Here is a 20,109-nt window from a genome sequence, read left to right as displayed (position 1 = left end):
TCACATGGCGCGCGAGAGGATCGCCCGTGCTTCGTCACCTTCAGCGGCGACGGACCACAGGTCGGTCGTGATGCGGCGGTAGAGGCCCACGTCCTCGGCCGTGGTCACCACGACGTCGGTGTGGTTGATCTCGATCTGCACGAGGTCGTCGAGGATCGTGTAGCCATGCAGGGTGATCGTGGGTAGTTCGACGTCGACCGGGACGATGCCGAGTCGAACATGAGCGAGTCCGGCCAGGTTGGCGATGCGGTCACGCTGGGCGCGCATCGTGGCCGGACTGCCGACGGGGTGCCGTAGCGCTGCTTCGCCGATGAGCAGTTCGACCCGCTTGGCCGGGTCGTAGAGCACGTCCTGACGGCGGATGCGCTCCCGAACCGCGTCGTCGGCATCACGCCGGCCGCCGTGCATCTCGGCGGCGAGTTCGAACACGCGCCGAGCGTAGTCAGGGGTCTGGACTAGACCGGGGACGAGAAGCAGTTCGACCATGGTGATCGTCGTGGCTACGCGTTCGGCCTCCGCGGTGTCCCGCTGCACCTCGGCGTGACCGCGCCGCAGGCGTGCCTTCCATCGGTCACGTTCGAGGCGTAGTTCACGGACCTCGTCACGGAGGGCGATGAGCGTGTCGTCGTCGACGCCGGCCGCGGTGGTCCATGCTGCAATGTCGGCGTCGCTGGGTAGCGTTCGGCCGTTCTCGACCCGCGAGACCTTCGATGCCTGCCAGCCGATGCGTTCAGCGAAGTCCTTGCCGGTGCGGTAGCCGGCGCGTTCGCGGATATTGCGCAGCGTGTCCGCGAGCGCGAGTTGTCTCTTGTCGATACTCACCGGGCCCCTGCGATGTAGTCGTCGTGCCGCGTGGCAAGCGGCCACACGCGCTCGCGCCAATGCTGGTGTGTACGCACGATATCGACATCGTCGTCGACGTCCACGCCGACCAGCTCAGCGGCGTCGTCGAACCGCAGGAACGCGACGCGCTCGTCGTCGAGGAGGTAGAAGTCGTAGTCCGGCATGCCGAGCCGGCGAGCTCGCGCCTGCTCGATCCAGCGGATGTCTTCACCTGCGGCGACGTTGATGTGGGTGGTGTCGAGCATCCACCGCAGGTAGTCCGTGAGCGGCTCGGTGAGCATCCGCACGCGTTCGAACGGGACACCGGTGTCACGCAGGCGTCCGATGTAGGCCAACCAAGCGCGATCGTCATCGGTCTGCTCGACGTCACGTCCGGCCCGCCAGGCGTCGACCTCGGCGGCATCGACGGCGTAGTAGCCCTGACATTCCCAGCGCCATGACGAGCGGCGCACGCCCGCCAGCAGCGCACCGAGCTCATCCGGGCTATGGCGGCGCGCAGTCATGCGCTCTCCGGCGCGAACCGCAGCAGAGCCTTAGGGATCTCGACAGCTGTCTCGTGATCCGGCAGGCCACGCGCGCGCAGTGTCTCCAACGCCTCCGGGTCGGTCACCCGCGCGCCTTGGACGATGTAAGTCCCACGGTCGGTGGCGTACAGCTCCGGGCAGCCGCCGTTCTTCGATGTCGTGCCGAGGTGAGTCAGTTTCATGGAAGCCCCTCCGTTAGATTGTGGAATTCACAGAATCCATGCAATCACCAGTCATGGCGAGCGCCTGAATGGGTCATAGACCTCTCGATCAACGAATACGCACGGTAGTTCACTACCTCGGACGCGTGTACTTGCAGCGAGATTCTATGAATTCTATTGATCCGGAGCAGGTGTTCGCCAATCATCGTCCGCGTGTACGCCACGGTCCTGCATCGTCGTTGGGACGGCACCCTGGTCATGGTCGGCCCGGACGGCTGGCCGATCGAGGCCGATCCGGACTCGCCGGACCTCGACGTCGTTCCCGGTTGGCTGCCGGTCGTGTCCGGTGTCCGCCACATCGGCGGCACACCGGAGGTGCCGACGGGCGGAACGACGGTCGAGGCGCTGTGCGGCCGTCCGATCACCGTTCCGCGACGGCAGCGGAGGCGACACCGGCGACCGGCGCTGTTCGACTGCCACGCCTGCTGGCACGTCTGGTTGGGGTTCGAATGAGACGCCGGGATCTCACGGTCGAGGTCGTCGGCATCCGCTGACGCGTCAATCCGGGAATCGGTTCACAATGCGATGCACGGTCAACCAGGTTCGGGTTGTGATGTCCTTACCGAAGCGGCGTTCCAGCATGGTCATGAACTCCGGACCGGACGACCTCGTGTGGTCGGACACCGCAAGCACCGCCCGTGCGGCAGCGTCGTAGCCGACGAGACTGACGTTCGCACCGTCCAATTCGGCCAGCGACTCCGGCGATTCCTGGTGATATTTCAGGAAGGTTGCCGTCAGATATGTGTCCCGACCGTGCTTCCTTCCGGAGAACGGATCGGTGTCGACCAGCGCCTGGAGCTCGGACCGGCTGCGGACGATGGTGCCACCACCGATCCCGAGCTCCTGTTGCAGCGCCCCTTGGATCCGGTCCTCCAACGCCGAAGCGTCGTCGTCGGTCGCGAACACGAGGTTCCCACTCGACAACACCGACGCGACACCGTCGAACCCCAGGCCGTCGAGAACCGCCCGCAACTTGTCGTTGCGCATGTTCGGATTTCCGGGTCCGATGCCCCGCAGCAGTGCGCAGTACCAGGTCTTCCCCACAGTCCCACGGTAGACCCGTTCCACCGCAGCTCGAAAAAAGTCCACAGTGGAAATCGCGTGGGGTTACTTCTCCGACGCCTCGGGCAGGAGGGCGAGTTGTTCCGGGTGGAAGGCGTCCCTGCGCGGTGGCGGCAACCACGCCTCGGGTCGGGTCGCGCGGTGCCTGCCGAGGTCGGCGATGCTGATGGGCTGGGAGAAGTCGACGCCGTAGGCGGCCGGCTTCTCGACGCGCGCAAGGCTCAGACCTTCGGGCGAGACACCGATGCCGATCACGGAGACGTAGCTGTCGTCGAGGTCGCCGGTGAAACCGGTCCAACCGTCCGCGAACTCCCAGATGCGAGCGCGCACGGACATGCCGTCGACCCGCCACATCACCCGCTTCCAGGTCTCGTACCTGCGCGCGTTCTGTTCAGCGTGCGCGAGAAGTGTCTCGATGAGACCATCGGGGCGCGCGACCTCACCGTCGGGCAGCGTGAGGTTGACCAGACCGAACGCGCCACTGAACGCGACCTCGGCGAGCGGATCGCCGCCACCGGGACACATCGCCTGTTCGTACCGATGCCTCGGCATGCTGCCGATGCGCAGACCACGTTCGGTGTCCGCGAGCCGCTGTCCTAGCCACAGCGCCCACGGCGCACCGCCGGAGAGTTCGTCGCCACCTTCGAAGAAGTCGACCCAGCGCGGTCCGGGAATGTCCCGGTGCAGGCCGTACACGGTGAAGTCGACCGGCACCGACCGCGCCACGGGCGGTTCGGGCGCCGGCGTCGTCTCGGCCGTCACCTCCGCCGGCGCGTCCGGATCGGGTCCGGGCGCGTCGGCGGCGGGCAACGTGTCAGGCGGTTTCGTACTCACGGCGAGGATCTTGCACCTGTTCGGTCCTGTTCTGCAGCCCTGATGTGATCTTCGCGGGTGCGTGGCGGCCGCCGATCCGGTCCGCGGGCGACACGCACCCGGTCACCTCGAGTCTCCCACGATCACGCCGAGGCAGCCTCTTTGCCGGCCGTGCCCGACTTGCCCGGCGACGGCTTGCCCTGGTCGGACGGCATATTCGTGGCCGTCTTCTCGGTGGACCCCTTCTCGGCCGGTGCGGCCTCGCCCTTCGCGGTGGTCTGCGCCGCCGAGCTCGTCGAGCTGCCCGACCCCGCCTGCTTCGCCGGTCCGTTGCCACCGTCCGATGCGGACGTCGCCCACGCGAGCGGCTCCGGGGCGGAACCGAGCTTGTCGAGCGCGTCGGTGAACGCGGCACTGCTGGCGGCGAGCTGCTGGGCGACCTTCTCCCGCAGTTCGAGCGCCTGGGAGTGCTTGGCCTTGGCGTCGGCGAGTTTCGCCTCGGCCTCGGCGAGCATCGCGTCGGCGCGCTTCGTCGCGTCGTCGGTCAGCTGCTTCGCCGACTTCTCCGCCTCGGCCTTGGCCGCGGCGATCTCCTCGGACGACTTCTTCTCGGCGGCGGCGATCTTGTCCTGCGACGCCTTCTCGGCGTCGGCCCGCTGTTTGGCCGCTTCCTCGTCGAGCCGCGTGCGCTCCCGTTCGGCCTCCTCGGCGAGTCGTTTCGCCTCGGCGCGAGCGTCCTCGCGGGTCTTCTCCGAGTACGAGTCGGCCGCCGAGCGGGTCGCGTCGGCCTCCTCCTCGGCCTTCTTGCGGAGCTCGTCGATCTCCTCCTCGGCGAGCTTCATCATCGTCTTCACACGTTCGCTCATGGCGGCGGGACCCGTGGGTTCCTCGGCCATTCGAGTGAGCGCCGCCTTGGTCTCGACGAGTTCCTGCTGTGCGTGGCCCAGCGCCTTCGTCAGCTCGGCGACCGACGCCGTCGCGTCGTCGCGGCTGCGCGACGTCTGTTCCAGTTTCGCGCTCAGCTTCTTCAGATGTTCATCAACCTGCACCTGGTCGTAACCGCGGAAAACGGTGGTGAAGGCGCCTGACTTGGTGGGATTGGGGGATGCCTCGGCTTCAGCCATTCGGCAACTTTAATGAGTTCGCAGCGAGATGCCCATACTCGTCTTCACAAGCGGTCGCGATACTGTTCTGGCGCGTGACAATCAGGGGGAAGGAGCCCGCGACGTGGACGCGATCCTCGCCGATCTCGCTCAGCACTGGCCGCTGTACACGGCCATCCCCTTCGTCGCCGCGCTGATCGGATACGTCACCAAACGCGTGGCGATCGAGATGATGTTCCGGCCGCTCGAGTTCAAGGGCATCAAGGGGACGTTCCTCGGCTGGCAGGGTGTCGTACCGCAGCACGGTGGCCGCATGGCCGCGATCGCCACGGATCTGCTCACCCAGAATCTGCTGGACATCAAGGACGTCTTCGCGCGTATCGACCCGGACCGCATCACGAAGGAGATCGAGCAGCCGCTCCTGCGGGCCGTCGACGACGTCGCACGTGAGGTCCTCGAACAGACCCATCCGCGCGTGTGGGAACGCCTGCCCTCGGTCGCGCAGGACCTGGTGATCAAGCAGATCCAGGCCCAGACACCGCACATGGTGCGCCAGCTGATGCTGGAGATGCGCGAGAACGTCGACGACTTCCTCGACGTCAAGGAGATGACGGTCCGGCGGCTCACCAGCGACAAGAAGCTGCTGGTGAAACTGATCCGCGAGACCTCCCGCCCCGAGATGGCGTTCATCGCGCGGTCGGGCATCTACTTCGGGTTCGTCCTCGGCATCGTGCAGGCCGTCGTATGGGCCGTCACGAAGAACCCGCTGGTCATGCCGATCTTCGGCGCCGCGGTCGGCCTGTTCACCGACTGGCTGGCGATCAAGCTGATCTTCGTGCCGCGCGAGCCGGTGTACATCACGCGCAAGCTGTACTTCCAGGGCAAGTTCCAGCGCAGGAAGGCCGAGGTCGCACAGCAGTACGGCGAGATCATCGCCCGCGACGTGCTGACCGTGCCGAACCTGATGGAGTCGATCCTCAGCGGCCCACGCTCCGACCGGCTGATGGCGATGATCTCGCGCACCGTCGCCGAGGCGATCGACGAACAGACCAGCAGCGCCCGGCCACTCGTCAACGCGACGATCGGCGGCAAGCGGCTCGAGGAGATGAAGCGCGCGGCGGCCGACAAGTCGATCGCCCGCCTGCCCGAGACCGTCCGGCACGCCGAGGGCTACCTGACCGAGGCCATGGACGTGGCGAGGCTCGTCGAGGAGCGGATGAGCAAGCTGACGCCCGTCGAGTACGAAGGGCTCCTGCGCCCCGCCTTCCGCCAGGACGAATGGAAACTCGTCGTGGTCGGCGGCCTCATCGGCGGTGTCGTCGGTGAGCTGCAGGTCCTCGTGATGCTGCACTAGGTCGGCCCGGGGCGCAGCGCGGCTTGTGGACGCACGCTCCGCGACACGCATTTCCACACAAGCCGGACCCACTGGTCATCCACCGCTGGGTCAACCGTACGGCTCCCGCGGTATCGGGGACGGGCGTCAACGTGGGCCGATACCGTGTTCGCGTGACCGACGCCCCTCAGAAGCTGCCTCCCGTGCACGAGGCGTGGCTGCCCCGCGAGCACGCGTTGTACCGCCCGCGCCACGGCAGGCGGCAGCTGACGGCTCTGCTGTGCGCGGTCGTGTTCTTCTCCGCACCCGCTCTGATGTGGGTGTTCGGCGGGCGGCCCGGCGAGATCGAGAACCGGGCACTCGCCGGCTTCCCCTCGATCAGCGACGGGTGGGGTTTCTTCACCGGCTTTCCCCAGTGGGCCACCGATCAGCTGGTGTTCCGTGCGGGCGCGATCGATGCGGCCGACGGCATCAGCCACGGACTGTTCGGCGAACCGGCGCCGATGGGCCAGCACGGCGACGGCGGCCCCATCCCGGGTGTTCCCGACGGTCCGCAGGCAGGCGACGGGGACGGCGGGGACTCGGGCAACGGCGACCGCAGCGAAGACGACCAGGGCGGCAGCGCGGGTTACGTCGAGGTCATCGAGGGCAAGGACGGCTGGCTCTACTACGGCGACGACGTCAAGGCCAAGTGCTTCCCGCAGCGTCCCGTCGAGGAGACACTCCAGCGTCTCGACCGCATCCGGCACGCCGTCGAGGCCTCGGGCCGCAGGTTCGTGCTGACGATCGCGCCCGACAAGACCACGATGGTGCCGCAGCACCTGCCCGACAGCTACGCGGGCAAGGACTGCGCGCCCGAGGCGACGAAGAAGTTCTGGCGCCTGGCCGAACAGCAGCGGAGCTTCCAGGACCTGCGGCCGTCCCTACGGGACGCGGCCGACCAGCTCGGCGAACCGCCGTACTACGCCAACGACACCCACTGGACCGACGACGGCGCGGTGATGCTCACCCGCGACGTCGCCGAGGCCATCCAGCCCGGCGTCACCGATTCCTGGCGCAGCGACGGCGTCGGCTGGTCCACCACGCAGGGCGATCTCGCCTCGATGCTGGGGCGCACCGAACCGAAGGCGTCGATCCGCTACGAGCTCAAACCCGACGGCCGCACCGACCGCACGCACGACCCGCTGACCCGCTTCGACGGCCCCGAACGCTATGACGCGGACGCCGGTGTCGACATCGAAGGCGTGATCGGTGCGCCCACGGCACTGATCGGCGACTCGTTCACGTTCGCCTCGTCGCGCTATCTGCCCGCGGCGTTCAACGACCTGACGTTGCTGAGCTATCCGCAGCTGGGCAAGCACAAAAAGGACACGCTCGACGTGTTCGTCCGCTCCGAGGTGGTCGTGGTGCAGACCGTCGAGCGGTCGGTGGCCGAGGGCGATCTACCGCTGATCGACGAAGGTTTCGTCAAGGAACTGGAACAGGCGATGCAGCGGAACCCGATTCGCTGATCCGCCGCTGCCTGCTGCGCACGTAGGCGATCGCCCGGCACACGAGGTAGATCGTGAACGAGATGGCCGTGACGAAGAAGCTCACCGGCGCCCCGGGCGCGAGGGACAGCACGATCCCGCCGAGCGCTGCGGTCTCGGCGAACACCACGGCCAGCACGGTGGCCTTCCACGGACTCGCCGTCACCCGGCCGGCCGCCGCGGCCGGGGTCACCATCAACGCCACGACGAGCAGCGCGCCGACGATCTGCACCCCCAGCGCGGTCGCCACGCCCACGAGAACCGCGAACAGGGGCGAGAGCCACTGCACGGGCACTCCCCTCGCGACCGCCACGCTCGGATCGACCGTCGAGAACAGCAGCGGCCGGTAGATGATCGCCAGCACCGCCAGCACCGCCACGGCGCAACCGATGAGCAGTTCGAGGTCCTGCTGCTGGATCGCGACGATCTGGCCGACGAGGATGCCGAACTTGTTGTTGGACCTGCCGTCGTAGAACCACAACAGCAGCACGCCGAGACCCAGTCCGAACGAGAGGATCACGCCGATCACCGAGTCGCGTTCGGACTCCCGCCCGCCGAGCAGTCCGAGCAGCAGCGCGGCGATCACGGCACCGGCGAGCGCGCCGTAGCTCACGCCGATGCCGAGGAGCAGCGCCGCGGCGGCACCGGTGAACGCCAACTCGGCCGTGCCGTGCACCGCGAACGACATCCGCCGCATCACGATCAGCGGACCGAGCGTGCCCGCCACGAGTCCGAGCACCGCGGCAGCGGCGAGTGCCATCAGCACGAAGTCGAGCTGGAGCAGACGGCCGGTCAGCTCGAAGTCGAACAGCTTCTCCATCAGCGGGCCTTCAACCTGGGAATCGTCACGTGCGGCCGGTCCGGACCGGCTCGTCGTCGTGGGCGTGGTCGTGGTCGTGGTGCACGGTGTCCTCGCACAGGGCGCTCTGCGCTCCCGCGACGTGGATCTGCCCGCCCACGCGCACGACCTCGACCTGGGCACCGTAGAGCTCCGACAACGTCGCCGACGTCATCACCTCCGCGGGGGTGCCCACCCGGAACCGCCCGCCGACGAGGTAGAGCACCCGGTCCACGTACGGCAGCACGGGGTTGATCTCGTGCGTCACGAACAGCACCGCGGTGCCGGTCTGCCGCCTGCGTTCCTCGATGAGTTCGGTGACGGTGCGCTGGTGGGTCAGGTCGAGCGAGGCGAGCGGTTCGTCGCACAGGAGCACGTCCGGCTCCCCGATCAGCGCCTGCGCGACCCGCAACCGCTGCTGCTCGCCGCCGGAGAGCAGGCCGACCGGCGACGAGGCGTACGGCGTCGCGCCGACCGACTCGACGGCCTCGGCGACCTTCCTCCGCCGGGTACGCAGGCCACGCAGGCCCGTACCCCAGCGATCGCCGTCGAGACCCAGTCCGACCAGGTCCCGTCCGCGCAGCGTGAGGCCCTGGTCGAGCGCGCGCTGCTGCGGCACGTAGCCCACCCGGCGATTGCCCTTGCCCGGCGCCGCGCCCGCGACCCGCACGCTGCCCGCGCTCAGGGACTGGAGCCCGAGCAGCACCTTCAGCAGGGTCGTTTTGCCGGAACCGTTGGGTCCGAGAACCGCTACGAACTCGCCGGGCTCGATGGTCAGGTCGAGGCCGGACCAGAGGGTGCGCTCACCGAACGCGAGCGCGGCCCCCTCGATCTCGACCGCTCCGGTCCCGCTCACCTGTCGCTCACTTGTCCAATGCTCCGACGAGCTCGTCGATCTGTCCGCTCATCCATGCAACGTAGTCGTCCTGCCCCTGCGGCAGCGTCTCGGTCATCTCCACGACGGGGACGTTGTTCTGCCCGGCCTGCGTGACGAGCTGCTCGGTGACCGACGTGACCGTCTGCGGGTTGTTCACCACCACGTCGACGTCCCCACCGGAGACCATCTGCGTGACCTGCTGCTGCGCGGCGACCGGAACGTCGGTCTCCCCCTCGACGGCGCGCGTGTAGTCCTTGGGCGTGACGTCCTCGAGGCCCGCCTGCTCCAGCAGGTAGTGCGCGACGGGCTCGGTGGCCAACACGCGGCCGTCCGGGATCTCGTCGACCTTGCCCTCGAGTTCCTCGAGGCGCTGCGTGAACTTCTCGGCATTCTCGTCGAAGGTGCCCTTCTGGTTCGGCTGCAGCTCGCCGAGCTCGGTGGCGACCTTGTCGGCGACCTCGCTCACGACGTCGAGGTCGTACCAGACGTGCTCGTTCTCGCCGTCGGCGTAGCTGTGCCCTTCGTGGCCACCCTCGTCGCCGTGCTCGTCGTCGCCATGATCGTGGCCCTCGTGGTCACCGTGGTCGTGGTCGTCGCCGCCCTGCTGTGAGCGCACGCCTTCGGGACCGCCCCCGTCACCGTGCTCGTCGCCGTGATCGTGGTCGCCGTGGTCGTGGCTGTGGCCCTCGCCCTCGTAGGCCACTACGACGTGCTGGCTCTCGGCCTGCTCGGCGAGGCGCTCGAAGTAGGAGTCGTAGCCGCCGCCGTTGTAGAGCAGCACGTCGCCGTCCTGGACGTCGGCCGCGTCCTCGGCGGTCGCCTCGTAGGAGTGCGGGTCGGCGGACGGATCGTCGACGAGCGACTTGACCTCGACGCGGTCACCGCCGACCGCCTTCGCAACCGATCCCCACACGTTGGTCGAGGCGACGACGGTGATCGTGTCGCCGTCCCCGCCCTGGGCGTCGTCGCCGGAGCCGCACGCGGTCGCCGCCGCCAGTACGAATGCCATGGGCACCGCCGTGAGAACGCGGGCCTTGTTCATCTGCCACCACCCTGCCTGAGCCCGGTACAGCCGGGACGTCGTCCGTCGCGGGCCGTGCACCGCGGGCGCCCCCGTCCGCTCGAGCCGCACGACCCTCACAGCCAGTGTAGGTAATGGAAATCGTTGCCAATCACGACCACCGGGAACGGTGACGGAAATCGGGAAAAAGATCGCGAAACCCACGCAGAGTCACCCGCGCCGACACCCGTACAGCGGCGCCGGGATGTGACCCAGACGGGGTTCCGGTTCTGCACGGTGTTCTGAACCGTTACGGTTTGTTCATGAACCGGCCGATGCGATCGCGGCGGCAGGCCACGTTGGCGTCCCTCGCCGCCGAACTGGGCGTCTCGCGTACGACCGTGTCCAATGCCTACAACCGGCCGGACCAACTGTCACCCGAGCTGCGCAAGCGCGTGCTCGAAACGGCGAAACGCCTCGGCTACCCGGGTCCCGACCCGGTCGCGCGGTCGCTGCGCACCCGCAAGGCGGGTGCCGTCGGTCTGCTGCTCACCGAGAACCTGTCCTACGCCTTCCGCGACCCGGCCGCCGTCGGCGTGCTGGAGGGGCTCGCGCTCGCGTGCGAGGACGCAGGCGTCGGGCTCACGCTCGTTCCGGGCAGTCCCGGCAACGAGGACGTCGCCGCAGTGCACCGGGCGGGCGTCGACGGTTTCGTCGTCTACTCCGTACCCGACGACGACCCGCACCTGCAGGCGGCGCTCCAGCGCCCCGTGCCGACGGTGATCATCGACCAGCCACAGCTCGACGGGCTCGACCGGGTCGGTCCGGATGACGAGTCCGCGACCGTCGACCTCGCCAACCACGTCGTCGGCCTCGGCCACCGGCAGATCGGCGTGCTGTGCATGCGCCTGTCCAGCGACCGCAACGACGACTTCGCCTCGCAGTATCGCCAGCAGGACGCGCACTACCACGTGCAGCGCGCACGTCTGGCCGCGTTGCAGCGCACGTTCGAGGCCGCCGGCGTGCCGTGGGACTCGGTGCCCGTCGTCGAACGCTTCGACCACCACGTGGACGACGGCGCGTCGGCCGCACGCCAGCTGCTGGACAAGCATCCGCGCGTGACGGCGTTGATCTGCACCTCCGACATCCTCGCCCTCGGCGCACTCGCCGAAGCGGGCAGGCGCGGGCTCCGGGTCCCCGCCGACCTCACGATCACCGGCTTCGACGGCATCGGCGAAGCCACCCGAGCCGGGCTGACGACCGTCCACCAGCCGGTGCTCGAGAAGGGCAAGGCCGCCGGCAAGCTGCTGCTCGGCGCGAGCGACCGGGTCGCCTCGAAGGTGATCACCCTGCCCACGGAACTGCGCGTGGGCACCACCTCGGGCCCACCGCGCACCGCCGAACAGCACTGGTTCGGCCCGTGACTCGCAGGCCCGGATCCCCGGCTCTGCCGTGAATCCCAGCTCTGCCGTGAATCCCAGCTCTGCCATGAATCCCCAGCTCTGCCATGAATCGCCGGCTCGTCCGTGACGAGCGTCAACCCGTGTTGTGTCCCGACTCCGCAGGAGGTCAGATAGACCCATGACCGCGATCGACCTGCTCCTCAAGCGCAATGCCGAACTCGGACAGGTTGCCGGTGGCGACCGCTCGTCGCCGCGCCCCTCCCAGCACGTGGCGATCCTGACGTGCATGGACGCGCGCATCCGCGTGTTCCAGCTCTTCGGCCTGCTGGAAGGCGAATCGCACATCCTGCGCAACGCGGGCGGCATCGTCACCGACGACGCGATCCGGTCGCTCTCGCTCAGCCAGCGCAAGCTCGGCACCCGCGAGCTGATGATCGTCCAGCACACCGACTGCGGCCTGAACGCCGTGACCGACGACGGGTTCAAGGACGAACTCGAGGAGGCCACCGGACTGCGGCCCACGTGGGCGGTCGAGGCGTTCCGCGACGTGCAGGCGAGCGTGCGCACGTCGGTGCAGCGCGCCAAGCAGAGCCCGTTCCTGCTGCACCGCGACGTCGTGCGCGGCTTCGTCTACGACGTGCACACCGGCGCACTCACCGAGGTCGAGTGACGAACCCGGTGTTTTAATGCCCGCGTGGTTCTGACGGCCGACATCGCATCCGAAACCCTGCTCGACTGGTTCTCCTCGACCGCGCGCGACCTGCCGTGGCGGGCCGCCGACTGCGACGCGTGGGGCGTGCTCGTCAGCGAGATCATGCTGCAGCAGACGCCCGTGTCGCGAGTGGAACCGATCTGGCACGAGTGGATGGAGCGCTGGCCGAAACCGTCGGCGCTCGCGGCGGCTCCCCAGGCCGACGTGCTCCGCGCATGGGGCAAGCTCGGTTATCCGCGCAGGGCACTGCGCCTGCACGCGGCCGCGGACGCGATCGCGCGGGACCACGGGGACGTCGTCCCCGACGACGTCGACACGTTGCTGTCCCTGCCGGGCATCGGGGCGTACACGGCGCGCGCCGTGGCGGCTTTCGCGTACGGCAGGCGCGTTCCCGTGGTGGACACGAACGTCCGCAGGGTCGTGGCCCGCGCCGTGCACGGGGCGGGCGATGCGGGGCCGGCGTCGAACACCAGGGACATGGCCGACGTCGAGGCCCTACTGCCGCACGACGAGCGCAGGGCGGCGACGTTGTCGGCCGCTCTCATGGAGCTTGGCGCGCTCGTGTGCACGGCACGTTCGCCCCGCTGCGCCGACTGCCCGATCGCCCGCGACTGCGCGTGGGTGCGCGCGGGCAAACCCGCCTACGACGGCCCCGCCAAGCCGGTGCAGAAGTTCGCGGGCACCGACCGGCAGGTGCGTGGGCTGCTGCTCGACGTGCTGCGCGGCACCGACGGCCCGGTCCCGAAGACCCGGCTGGACGTCGTGTGGGACCGCGCGGGGCAACGCGACCGCTGTCTGGACTCGCTGCTGACCGACGGTCTCGTCGAACAGACCGAGGACGGCCGATTCGCACTTCCGGGAGAACAGCTCCCGTAACGGCGCGCGAGACACGGCTGGCCGAGAGGGTGCTTGCCGCGAGGGCATTTGGCGAGGACGGCTTGCCGAGCGCGGACAAGCGTCGACGTGTACCGCGAACAGGCCCGGTTCGTCCACCCCGGCCTTGCTCCGTTCGAGGGACAACCGGATGGCCCTTGAACCGTGCTCGAAGGCATGAATGCGCTGGTCACGCTCGTCAAACAGATCGAAAAACTTTCACGACAAGGACCCGAAGTTCGTCGGCAATTATTCGCTTACAGCTATGTTTCGTGCTCCGATATCCCACGCAGGCACCGAGGTGAGCCCGCACCCTGAATGAAGCCCAGTGGAGGGAGCTCGAACGAGATGTCCGACCAACCCGCTTTCCACCGCCGCACGTTCTTCAAAGGCGGGCTCGCCGTGACCGCCGCCGGAGCGCTGACGACCCTCGCGGGTACGACGGCGTCCGCAGCCCCGGCCGCCGCCCGCACCGTCGGCGCGGGCGGTGTCGGAGCACGCGCCGAGCAGCCGACGATCCACGGCACCGCCGACTGGGGCGCACAGGCGCCGACCCAGGATCCGGTCATCCTGGACCACGCTCCGACGTACATCGTCGTCCACCACACGGCAGGCTCGAACAGCACCGACTACTCGCTCGAGCACGCGTACCAGATCTCCCGCGACATCCAGGCGCTCCACATGAACAACGGCTGGGGCGATTCGGGGCAGCAGTTCACCAACAGCCGTGGTGGCCACATCACCGAAGGCCGGCACCACTCGCTCGAGGTCGTCCAGGGCGGCACGCAGCACGTGCAGGGCGCGCACGTGGCCGACAACAACTCCACGTGCATCGGCATCGAGAACGAGGGCATCTACGTCGACGTCGACGTCACCGAGGAGCTGTGGAACTCGCTGGTGAGCCTCGTCGCGTGGATCGCGGGTCAGTACGGCCTCGGCACCGACGCGATCATGGGTCACCGCGACTTCAATTCCACCGAATGCCCCGGCGAGGTCCTTTACGGACGCCTGCCCGAGCTGCGGGAGGCGGTCGGCGGCGCACTCGGCGTCCGTGCCGCCCAGCCCACGGCGTGGCCGCTGCTCACCCCCGGCGACGCAGGCAAGCAGGTGCGCACCGCACAGACGTTGCTGCGGGAGCGCGGCGTCGACGTCGCCACGGACGGCGTGTTCACCGCGGCGATGGCCCGCGAGGTCGCGAAGTTCAAGCGCGCCAACGGTGTTCGGCAGATCGCCTGCGGCGCCGCCGTGCACCGGCACGCCGACGAGAGCGGTTACCTCGGTTCCGACGTGTGGCCGCTGCTGGTGGACGGCTCCGAGCGCGCGGATCTCAAGGGCCGGCTCGCCCGCATGCGCTGACCGGGTCGGATCAGCGAGAGAACAATTCGGACAGGAACGCCTCGACAGCGCCCCGGTACTGCTCCGGGGCGCTGTCGTGCACCACGTGGCCCGCACCTTCGACGACGAGGTGCCTTCCGCCCGCGCGCCGCGCGAGTTCGGCCTGCCCGCCTTCGGGCATGGCGGTGTCGCCTGCCTCGATGACAAGCAGTGGACAGGCGAGCTTGTCCACATAGGACCAGTAGTCGCGACGTCCCCACTCCGCCGCGATGACGTACAGGTCCTCGAGGTCGGCGATCAGGCGGTATCCGTCGTCGTGTTCGGTGACGCATTCGACGAAGTAGTCGCCCGTGTCGCCGAAGAACTCGCGCACATGGGCGAGTGAGGTGAACGCGTCGGGCCAGGATTCGAAGTGCGCGCGCCAGTCGTCGACGGTCCGGCCGCGCTGGTCGGGCGCGATGTCCTCGGTGACGACGCCGCGGACGAGTTCGGGACGGGTGGCGGCCAGCACGATCGCGTGCAGTCCGCCCATCGAGTGTCCGATCACGACGGCCGGACCCTCGTCGAGTCGCTCGATGAGTTCGGCGACGTCGCCTGCGAAGTCCTCGACCCGGGCGGGAACCTCGCGCGGGGACGGTCGCGGGGAGCGGCCGTGAGCGCGAGCGTCGAGGCCGACGACGTGACCGTAGGCCGTCAGGTGCCGCGCGACGCGCCACCACGTCGTCGCCCGCCCCATGAGTCCGTGCAGCAACACGATCAGCGGCCCCTGGCCGCCGAAGTCGACGACCCCGTCCCCGTGTCGCATACGTCCGTCCTCTCTCCCCGCTGGGCCGTTCCCGCTGCGCCCTATCCCTTTTGCCCGCTCCCGCCGGGCCCAAGCCTAGAACCGTGCCCACCTTCGCGAGTTCCGCACCAGCACTCGAGGGCCTGCGCTTCCGGTTTAGTGATCTGTGCGGGTTGCGGCCTCGGTGAGTTGTTCACCTGTTATGGTCCCGGCCCGTTGGGTGGAACCCACTGGGGCGAGGGGGAAGGGAATGCCTGATTTCACGGTCGACATCGGCGGCCTCGAAGCGCTGCAGAAGAACCTGACCAGGGTTCAGGAGAACGTCGACGGAGCAACGAAACGCCTCGACGCGCTGCGGCCGGACTCGATCGGATCGGACGAGCTCGACGAAGCCTGCGGGGACTTCCGGGACGCCTGGAAGGAGGGGCTCGAGAAGATCGAGGAGGCCATCGAAGATGGTCGACGACGGCCTCAACCAGGCAACCAAGGGCTACCGCAAGACCGAAGAGGGCATCCGCGACGCGCTCAAGGACATGCGCGACCGGGTGGACGGCCTCAACCTCGAGGAGATGAGCGGTGGCCGCTGAGCAGTATCCGTGCATCGGCTTCGACCCGGCACGCGGCAACGTCTCGACGCTCGAACAGCTCGCCAAGGAGCTGACCGCCACCGCCGAGTATGCCGGCGAAGCACGCGAGACACTCGTCTCGATCAAGCAGAACAAGGACATCTGGACCGGCGGAGCGTCGGACAAGTTCGCCGAGAACATCGAAGATCTTCCCGGCTACCTCGGCGACGCGGACTCGTCGATGCGCAAGGCCGGTAAGGCGCTGGAACAGTGGTCCGAAGACCTGGGCCGGCTCAAGGACCGCGCCGCCGAGATCGAGCGCAACCTTCGCGAGGCGCTGGACGAGGAGCGGCGGGCCGTGGCGGCCGCCCAGCAAGCGAATCAAGCTGCGATGCAGGCAGCCAGCAACTTCGGCGACGGCGGAGGCTCGGGCCAAGCCGCGGACCAGGCCACCAACGCGGCCAACAACGCCACCGCCGCGGTCGAGGAACTGCGCCGCGCCGCCGAAAACCTCCGAGACGAGTGGGAACTCCTCTCCGGACAATGCGCCAGGAAACTCGAATCGGCTGCCGAGTACGCCCCGGGCACCGGCTTCTGGGAAGGCATCGGCGACTTCATCGCCGGTGCGTTGGAGACGATCAACGATATCGCCGGGATCGTATCCGCGATCGCTGGAGTCCTCTCCTTCGTGCCAGGCTTGAACGCGATCGCCGCACCGGTGGCGTTGATATCCGGCGCCATCGCCCTCGGTACCCGGGTCGCAGACAACACGATCAACGGTAAATGGGATGAATTCGGCGGCCTTGCAGGATTTGCGGGAGACGTAGCGGGCGTCATTCCAGGTGTCAAAGCTATAGCAAAGGGCGTTGACGCCTTCAGCGACGCGAGCGGGGCCCTTTCAAAAACTCGCGCCTTCTTCGGGGGCATGGGAGATGACATGGGCGAAGCCAGCAAGGTTCTAACGAAGATGGTGTCCCCACTGCCGGGGCTGTCAACCGAGTCAGCCAGCGCAGCGGCCAAGGTCTTCGAGGGCACGGCCACGACTCTCACAACCGCCCCGACACTGGACAAGGTGACCAGCGAGGAGAAGAAGACTGCGCACGACGTTGGTGGCGCAGGCGCGTCGGCAGTATCGATCTTGACGGCGTGGTGACCGGTGAGCATCCTCGATGTCCTGTCGCCGGACTCTGCCAGCCCGCCCCTGTGGCTTTCGGTCCCACCTGAATTTGTCCGCATCGACCCGGACGAACCGCTCGAGACACGAATCCAGCGAATGCTTGCCGACACGAGCGAGCTTCCGGGGATGGACGCACAGCAGCAAATCAATCTCGTTTACAGCCAGGAAGCACTGCGCAGAGATCTCGACAAAGCAGGAGCGATCTATGCGGCGCACTGCGTCGCCCACTCAGAGCACGGATCGCGGCTCGTCACAGCGCTGTTCACAGTCATACTGCGTGATATCCCGAACCTTGCCGGGCGGTCTATGGCGGAGATAGCCCGAGGACTTCGGGAGCCAGGTGACCCGTCGGAGGTGATCTTGTGGGATTACCCGGCGGGGCAGGCCATCGTCCACGGCCAGCACGCCATGGCGAGCTGGCGCGGCACCACCAAAGCCGTGCGGAGCGCACAGGTGATGTTCAAGATGCCAAACGAGGAACAATTGGCGATTCTGGGCCTCTCAACATCAGACCTCGAAGACTGGCAAGATTTTGCCCAAATTATTCATAATATTGCACAAACGGTATCATTTACACGACCGTCCACCAAGGAGCCGAATATTGGCGACGCCCTCAACGGAGGACTCTGATGGTTGAGCTTGTCATGGGGACGCTCATCTTCGTCCTCGTTGTCTTGATGGCCGCCGCTCGCGTGAAAGCTCGCCTACAGGACGTCGACAAGGCGCGTGATCGGGTGCGCAAGGAGCTGCTCGACGGTGGCGAGACGGCCAAGATCCGCATCTTCGAGTCGCACCCGTTGAGTGATGTTCAGATCATCGAGGTCGCCCGGAGCGAAGGCTTCGCGTACCGGGGGGTGGGAGCGGAAGGTGCCGGTTACGCCGCGCTCGATTTCGTGAAGGGGACCGGCCGCCATGACTGACGACCTCGCCGGCAGCATCGGCTACGCACTTGTCGTTGCCGCACTGGTCCTCCTCCCGTTCGGGCTGTTCCCCAGCCTGCTCGGACTGCGCAACAGTTCCCGGAAGCGGGACAGGGCTGCACCGCGCCAGGCCGCGGCGTTCGAGAAGCACCTCCGCAACCACACCGGGCGGTCGACGCTGACCGTCGACTGGATGGACTACGAATACCTGTCCCAACCCGCACTCCGGGACCTCGCCGCCGTGTGGGGATGGCGATTCCGATCGGACGAACCGTCCGCGCGCCAATGGCTCCTGCACTTCAACTACGAGCCCGACACGCCCTACGAAGGTCCGGCTGCGCGGCTGGCGTCCGAGCTCGCCGACGCCGATCTGAACGCCGACGGTATGTACGTCGTCGACCCCACCCTGTATGCGGCACTGTCCGATGAGGAACGGGACCGCGTCATCGCGGTCGCAGGGTGGCAACGCTCCCCTCGCCCCGTTGTCGGCATGCTCGCCCTGACTCGGGTGGGGACCTCGGTCGCGAGCGGATTGGGCAGCATCAACCTCGGCGGAGTGTCCACCGCGGAGCTCCGGCAGAACCCCGACATGCTCGCTCGAGCGAAGGCCTTCGAGACGACGCACGGGTTCGACCCGCTCGACCCATATCGCCTCGAGCACATGCGGGTGCGCGAGAACTACTGGTTGAAGCGGTTCCTCCCAGCCGCCGCATTGTGCGGACTCCTGTGGACCGTCGGCGTGTTCCCCTTGCTCATCGGCCTGGAGGACGGTGTCGACTCAAAGGTCTTCCAGGTCGGAGCCTGGATGATGCTGGCCGGAGCCGCGTGCGCCGTCCTCGCCGCCTGGATCAACAGTCGCAAACGACGCGAGATCGGCGCCCACATGAAGGAACTCCAACGGATGCGCCGGGTCTACCGACGATCGACGACGTCCAACTGACATCGGCAGTGTGCTGCCAGGAGGGCTCTAGTGTCGCCGATCCTCGTCCCGTTCCTCGTTCTTCTGGTCGCCATCATCGGGCTGGTGCCGAAGTTGATGGCCCGGTTCCAGGGGCTGCCGAAGGCGCTCGAACGCACAACGGGACTGCTCGAGAAGCAGCTGGGCCAGGACCGCGCGGCCGTCGTGATCTGGCGGGCACACCCACTCAGCGAGGAGCACATCAAGCACCTCGCCGAGAGCCGAGGGTTCCGGTACGTGGGGGTCGATGCCCGAGGCACGAGGAACTCCCTGACCCTTCGATTCGTCGCCGACGAGGAGAACCGGACGAATGAGTGATCCGCTGCACACCGCCACACTTGTCGCGGCAATCTCGGCATTCGTCGTCTTCATGTTCGCCGGGTTTCCCGCCTTCCTCGGACTACGCAACGGGTATGCCGGGCCCCGCCACAGGAGACCGGCGCAGGACGCGGCGCTGCGGGAGATGGTGCGTGGCCACTCCGGCGCGACGCTCCCGATCGACTGGATGCAGTTTCCGGACCTGCACAAGCACCACATCGAGGACATCGCAGCCGAGTCAGGTTGGCGCTACGCCGGCGAGGACTTCACGGCCAAGGAATGGTGGCTGTTGTTCAACCGTGCGCCCAACACTCCGTACGAGGGCCCCGCCGAACGGCTCACTCGGGAACTGGCAACTGCAGAGGGCGACACGTACACGATCAATGCACTCCGCTACGCCGCACTCGGCAAAGACGGGTTCAACCGGGTCCTCAGCGACGCCGGGTGGCACCCCAACCGGCTGTGGCTTCGTGACGCCCTGCCCATCACGCGCGCTGTCGAACTCACCGAAATGCCGCACAACCCCGCGGTGACGGCTCGAGCGCAGCAATTCGCGAACGAGCACGGTTACAACCCGCTCGACCCCGAACGACTGATGCGCCTGCGAGACCGTGAGGCCCACTGGCGGACGAAGAACGTCGGCTGCTGGGGCACGCTGCTCGTCGTCGTCTGTCTCGTCGTCGGCCCGCTGATCATCGCGCTCGGCATCTCCGACCTCGCGCGCGACAGCGCCCAAGTGATCACGTTGTGCGTCGGTGGCGGGGTGACGGCCATCGCCCTCGCCTTCTTGGGCTACGAACGGTGGTTCACCGTGCAGGAGCGCAAGGACATCGGCGACCACCGAGCGATCCTCAAGGAACTCACCAAGCTCCACAAGGAAACTCGGCCTGGCTCCACCGGAACGCCGTGACGACGCGGGT

The 20,109-nt window shown here is 67.8% G+C and carries 24 protein-coding genes; 14 read left to right on the top strand and 10 right to left on the bottom strand.

Features of this window, described 5'->3' with window-relative positions; all coding sequences use genetic code 11:
* The 3 genes from IF64_RS0112560 to IF64_RS0112550 are packed head-to-tail and all read right to left on the bottom strand — an operon-like array spanning position 1 to position 1,549.
* Positions 1–822 carry a helix-turn-helix domain-containing protein gene (locus IF64_RS0112560; RefSeq protein ID WP_030532261.1) on the bottom strand — a complete coding sequence of 274 codons (822 nt, stop codon included), beginning with the start codon at positions 820–822 and terminating at the stop codon, positions 1–3.
* Complete coding sequence (locus tag IF64_RS0112555; protein ID WP_030532260.1) at positions 819–1,346, bottom strand: DUF6879 family protein; 528 nt, start codon at positions 1,344–1,346, stop codon at positions 819–821. The genes IF64_RS0112560 and IF64_RS0112555 overlap by 4 nt, the downstream gene beginning before the upstream one ends.
* Positions 1,343–1,549, bottom strand: a complete 207-nt coding sequence (locus IF64_RS0112550) for a hypothetical protein (RefSeq protein ID WP_030532259.1) — start codon at positions 1,547–1,549, stop codon at positions 1,343–1,345. The genes IF64_RS0112555 and IF64_RS0112550 overlap by 4 nt, the downstream gene beginning before the upstream one ends.
* Positions 1,550–1,741: 192 nt before the next feature.
* Between IF64_RS0112550 and IF64_RS0112545 the strand changes: the two genes are divergently transcribed.
* A complete protein-coding gene (locus tag IF64_RS0112545; protein ID WP_030532258.1) occupies positions 1,742–2,041 on the top strand; it encodes a hypothetical protein in 300 nt (99 codons plus the stop codon).
* 45 nt (positions 2,042–2,086) lie between these two features.
* Here the strand turns inward: IF64_RS0112545 and IF64_RS0112540 are convergent, their stop codons facing one another.
* The 3 genes from IF64_RS0112540 to IF64_RS0112530 all read right to left on the bottom strand — a co-directional run bounded on the left by IF64_RS0112540 (position 2,087) and on the right by IF64_RS0112530 (position 4,587).
* Positions 2,087–2,632, bottom strand: a complete 546-nt coding sequence (locus IF64_RS0112540) for a DUF1697 domain-containing protein (protein ID WP_030532257.1) — start codon at positions 2,630–2,632, stop codon at positions 2,087–2,089.
* Between the two features lie 63 nt (positions 2,633–2,695).
* Positions 2,696–3,484 (bottom strand): hypothetical protein, encoded by a 789-nt coding sequence (locus IF64_RS0112535; protein ID WP_246134788.1) that lies wholly within the window; start codon positions 3,482–3,484, stop codon positions 2,696–2,698.
* A 122-nt stretch (positions 3,485–3,606) separates the two neighbouring features.
* On the bottom strand, positions 3,607–4,587 hold the full coding sequence (locus IF64_RS0112530) for a DivIVA domain-containing protein (protein WP_048808455.1): 981 nt from the start codon (positions 4,585–4,587) through the stop codon (positions 3,607–3,609).
* A gap of 103 nt (positions 4,588–4,690) precedes the next feature.
* On the opposite strand from IF64_RS0112530, the gene IF64_RS0112525 reads away from it, so the two are divergent.
* Positions 4,691–5,920: a DUF445 domain-containing protein gene (locus IF64_RS0112525; RefSeq protein ID WP_030532254.1), complete on the top strand. Its 1,230-nt coding sequence runs from the start codon at positions 4,691–4,693 to the stop codon at positions 5,918–5,920.
* A 152-nt stretch (positions 5,921–6,072) separates the two neighbouring features.
* On the top strand, positions 6,073–7,410 hold the full coding sequence (locus IF64_RS0112520) for an alginate O-acetyltransferase AlgX-related protein (RefSeq protein WP_030532253.1): 1,338 nt from the start codon (positions 6,073–6,075) through the stop codon (positions 7,408–7,410).
* On the opposite strand, the gene IF64_RS0112515 is transcribed toward IF64_RS0112520, so the two are convergent.
* From IF64_RS0112515 to IF64_RS0112505, 3 genes are read right to left on the bottom strand one after another with little or no spacing between them, the layout of a single operon-like run.
* Positions 7,367–8,248: a metal ABC transporter permease gene (locus tag IF64_RS0112515; protein WP_030532252.1), complete on the bottom strand. Its 882-nt coding sequence runs from the start codon at positions 8,246–8,248 to the stop codon at positions 7,367–7,369. The two genes, IF64_RS0112520 and IF64_RS0112515, sit on opposite strands and share 44 nt — an antisense overlap.
* A gap of 25 nt (positions 8,249–8,273) precedes the next feature.
* Positions 8,274–9,122, bottom strand: a complete 849-nt coding sequence (locus IF64_RS0112510) for a metal ABC transporter ATP-binding protein (RefSeq protein ID WP_036876444.1) — start codon at positions 9,120–9,122, stop codon at positions 8,274–8,276.
* A gap of 7 nt (positions 9,123–9,129) precedes the next feature.
* Positions 9,130–10,284: a metal ABC transporter solute-binding protein, Zn/Mn family gene (locus IF64_RS0112505; protein WP_246134789.1), complete on the bottom strand. Its 1,155-nt coding sequence runs from the start codon at positions 10,282–10,284 to the stop codon at positions 9,130–9,132.
* Positions 10,285–10,466: 182 nt separating this feature from the next.
* Here IF64_RS0112505 and IF64_RS0112500 point away from each other — a divergent pair, with 182 nt between their 5' ends.
* The 4 genes from IF64_RS0112500 to IF64_RS0112485 all read left to right on the top strand — a co-directional run bounded on the left by IF64_RS0112500 (position 10,467) and on the right by IF64_RS0112485 (position 14,487).
* The gene (locus tag IF64_RS0112500) at positions 10,467–11,567 is read left to right on the top strand and encodes a LacI family DNA-binding transcriptional regulator (RefSeq protein WP_030532249.1); all 1,101 of its coding nucleotides are present in this window, start codon (positions 10,467–10,469) and stop codon (positions 11,565–11,567) included.
* Between the two features lie 157 nt (positions 11,568–11,724).
* A complete protein-coding gene (locus tag IF64_RS0112495) occupies positions 11,725–12,216 on the top strand; it encodes a beta-class carbonic anhydrase (protein ID WP_030532248.1) in 492 nt (163 codons plus the stop codon).
* Between the two features lie 24 nt (positions 12,217–12,240).
* Complete coding sequence (locus IF64_RS0112490) at positions 12,241–13,134, top strand: HhH-GPD family protein (RefSeq protein WP_425468443.1); 894 nt, start codon at positions 12,241–12,243, stop codon at positions 13,132–13,134.
* 345 nt (positions 13,135–13,479) lie between these two features.
* Positions 13,480–14,487 carry a peptidoglycan recognition protein family protein gene (locus IF64_RS0112485; protein WP_036876441.1) on the top strand — a complete coding sequence of 336 codons (1,008 nt, stop codon included), beginning with the start codon at positions 13,480–13,482 and terminating at the stop codon, positions 14,485–14,487.
* A gap of 10 nt (positions 14,488–14,497) precedes the next feature.
* On the opposite strand, the gene IF64_RS0112480 is transcribed toward IF64_RS0112485, so the two are convergent.
* Positions 14,498–15,271, bottom strand: coding sequence for an alpha/beta fold hydrolase (locus tag IF64_RS0112480; protein WP_030532245.1), 774 nt, complete (start codon positions 15,269–15,271; stop codon positions 14,498–14,500).
* 434 nt (positions 15,272–15,705) lie between these two features.
* Here IF64_RS0112480 and IF64_RS28060 point away from each other — a divergent pair, with 434 nt between their 5' ends.
* Genes IF64_RS28060 through IF64_RS0112450 form a run of 7 tightly spaced genes read left to right on the top strand, consistent with a single transcriptional unit; the run spans position 15,706 to position 20,099 of the window.
* A complete protein-coding gene (locus IF64_RS28060) occupies positions 15,706–15,837 on the top strand; it encodes a hypothetical protein (RefSeq protein ID WP_281292254.1) in 132 nt (43 codons plus the stop codon).
* Entirely contained in the window at positions 15,827–16,969 is a 1,143-nt protein-coding gene (locus IF64_RS0112470; protein WP_030532244.1) for a putative T7SS-secreted protein, read from the top strand. Before IF64_RS28060 ends, IF64_RS0112470 begins: the two co-directional genes overlap by 11 nt.
* A 3-nt stretch (positions 16,970–16,972) precedes the next feature.
* Complete coding sequence (locus tag IF64_RS27130; RefSeq protein WP_145600484.1) at positions 16,973–17,623, top strand: hypothetical protein; 651 nt, start codon at positions 16,973–16,975, stop codon at positions 17,621–17,623.
* Complete coding sequence (locus tag IF64_RS0112465) at positions 17,623–17,913, top strand: hypothetical protein (RefSeq protein WP_030532243.1); 291 nt, start codon at positions 17,623–17,625, stop codon at positions 17,911–17,913. Before IF64_RS27130 ends, IF64_RS0112465 begins: the two co-directional genes overlap by 1 nt.
* Positions 17,906–18,853, top strand: a complete 948-nt coding sequence (locus tag IF64_RS0112460) for a hypothetical protein (protein ID WP_030532242.1) — start codon at positions 17,906–17,908, stop codon at positions 18,851–18,853. The genes IF64_RS0112465 and IF64_RS0112460 overlap by 8 nt, the downstream gene beginning before the upstream one ends.
* Before the next feature lie 30 nt (positions 18,854–18,883).
* Complete coding sequence (locus IF64_RS0112455; protein ID WP_030532241.1) at positions 18,884–19,189, top strand: hypothetical protein; 306 nt, start codon at positions 18,884–18,886, stop codon at positions 19,187–19,189.
* Complete coding sequence (locus IF64_RS0112450) at positions 19,182–20,099, top strand: hypothetical protein (RefSeq protein WP_030532240.1); 918 nt, start codon at positions 19,182–19,184, stop codon at positions 20,097–20,099. Before IF64_RS0112455 ends, IF64_RS0112450 begins: the two co-directional genes overlap by 8 nt.
* Positions 20,100–20,109 lie beyond the last annotated feature (10 nt).

This window comes from Prauserella rugosa, from assembly GCF_000719975.1.
Taxonomy (GTDB): Bacteria; Actinomycetota; Actinomycetes; order Mycobacteriales; family Pseudonocardiaceae; genus Prauserella; species Prauserella rugosa.
Note: the sequence above shows the minus strand (reverse complement) of the source record. Positions and strands in the feature narration are given on the sequence as shown.

Bases quoted from the DNA above. Each gene is read 5' to 3' on its own strand.
- IF64_RS0112555 (WP_030532260.1), bottom strand. From the start codon at position 1,346: ATGACTGCGCGCCGCCATAGCCCGGATGAGCTCGGTGCGCTGCTGGCG.
- IF64_RS0112550 (WP_030532259.1), bottom strand. From the start codon at position 1,549: ATGAAACTGACTCACCTCGGCACGACATCGAAGAACGGCGGCTGCCCG.
- IF64_RS0112530 (WP_048808455.1), bottom strand. From the start codon at position 4,587: ATGGCTGAAGCCGAGGCATCCCCCAATCCCACCAAGTCAGGCGCCTTC.
- IF64_RS0112515 (WP_030532252.1), bottom strand. From the start codon at position 8,248: ATGGAGAAGCTGTTCGACTTCGAGCTGACCGGCCGTCTGCTCCAGCTC.
- IF64_RS0112500 (WP_030532249.1), top strand. From the start codon at position 10,467: ATGAACCGGCCGATGCGATCGCGGCGGCAGGCCACGTTGGCGTCCCTC.
- IF64_RS0112495 (WP_030532248.1), top strand. From the start codon at position 11,725: ATGACCGCGATCGACCTGCTCCTCAAGCGCAATGCCGAACTCGGACAG.
- IF64_RS0112485 (WP_036876441.1), top strand. From the start codon at position 13,480: ATGTCCGACCAACCCGCTTTCCACCGCCGCACGTTCTTCAAAGGCGGG.
- IF64_RS0112480 (WP_030532245.1), bottom strand. From the start codon at position 15,271: ATGCGACACGGGGACGGGGTCGTCGACTTCGGCGGCCAGGGGCCGCTG.
- IF64_RS28060 (WP_281292254.1), top strand. From the start codon at position 15,706: ATGGTCGACGACGGCCTCAACCAGGCAACCAAGGGCTACCGCAAGACC.
- IF64_RS0112465 (WP_030532243.1), top strand. From the start codon at position 17,623: ATGGTTGAGCTTGTCATGGGGACGCTCATCTTCGTCCTCGTTGTCTTG.
- IF64_RS0112460 (WP_030532242.1), top strand. From the start codon at position 17,906: ATGACTGACGACCTCGCCGGCAGCATCGGCTACGCACTTGTCGTTGCC.
- IF64_RS0112450 (WP_030532240.1), top strand. From the start codon at position 19,182: ATGAGTGATCCGCTGCACACCGCCACACTTGTCGCGGCAATCTCGGCA.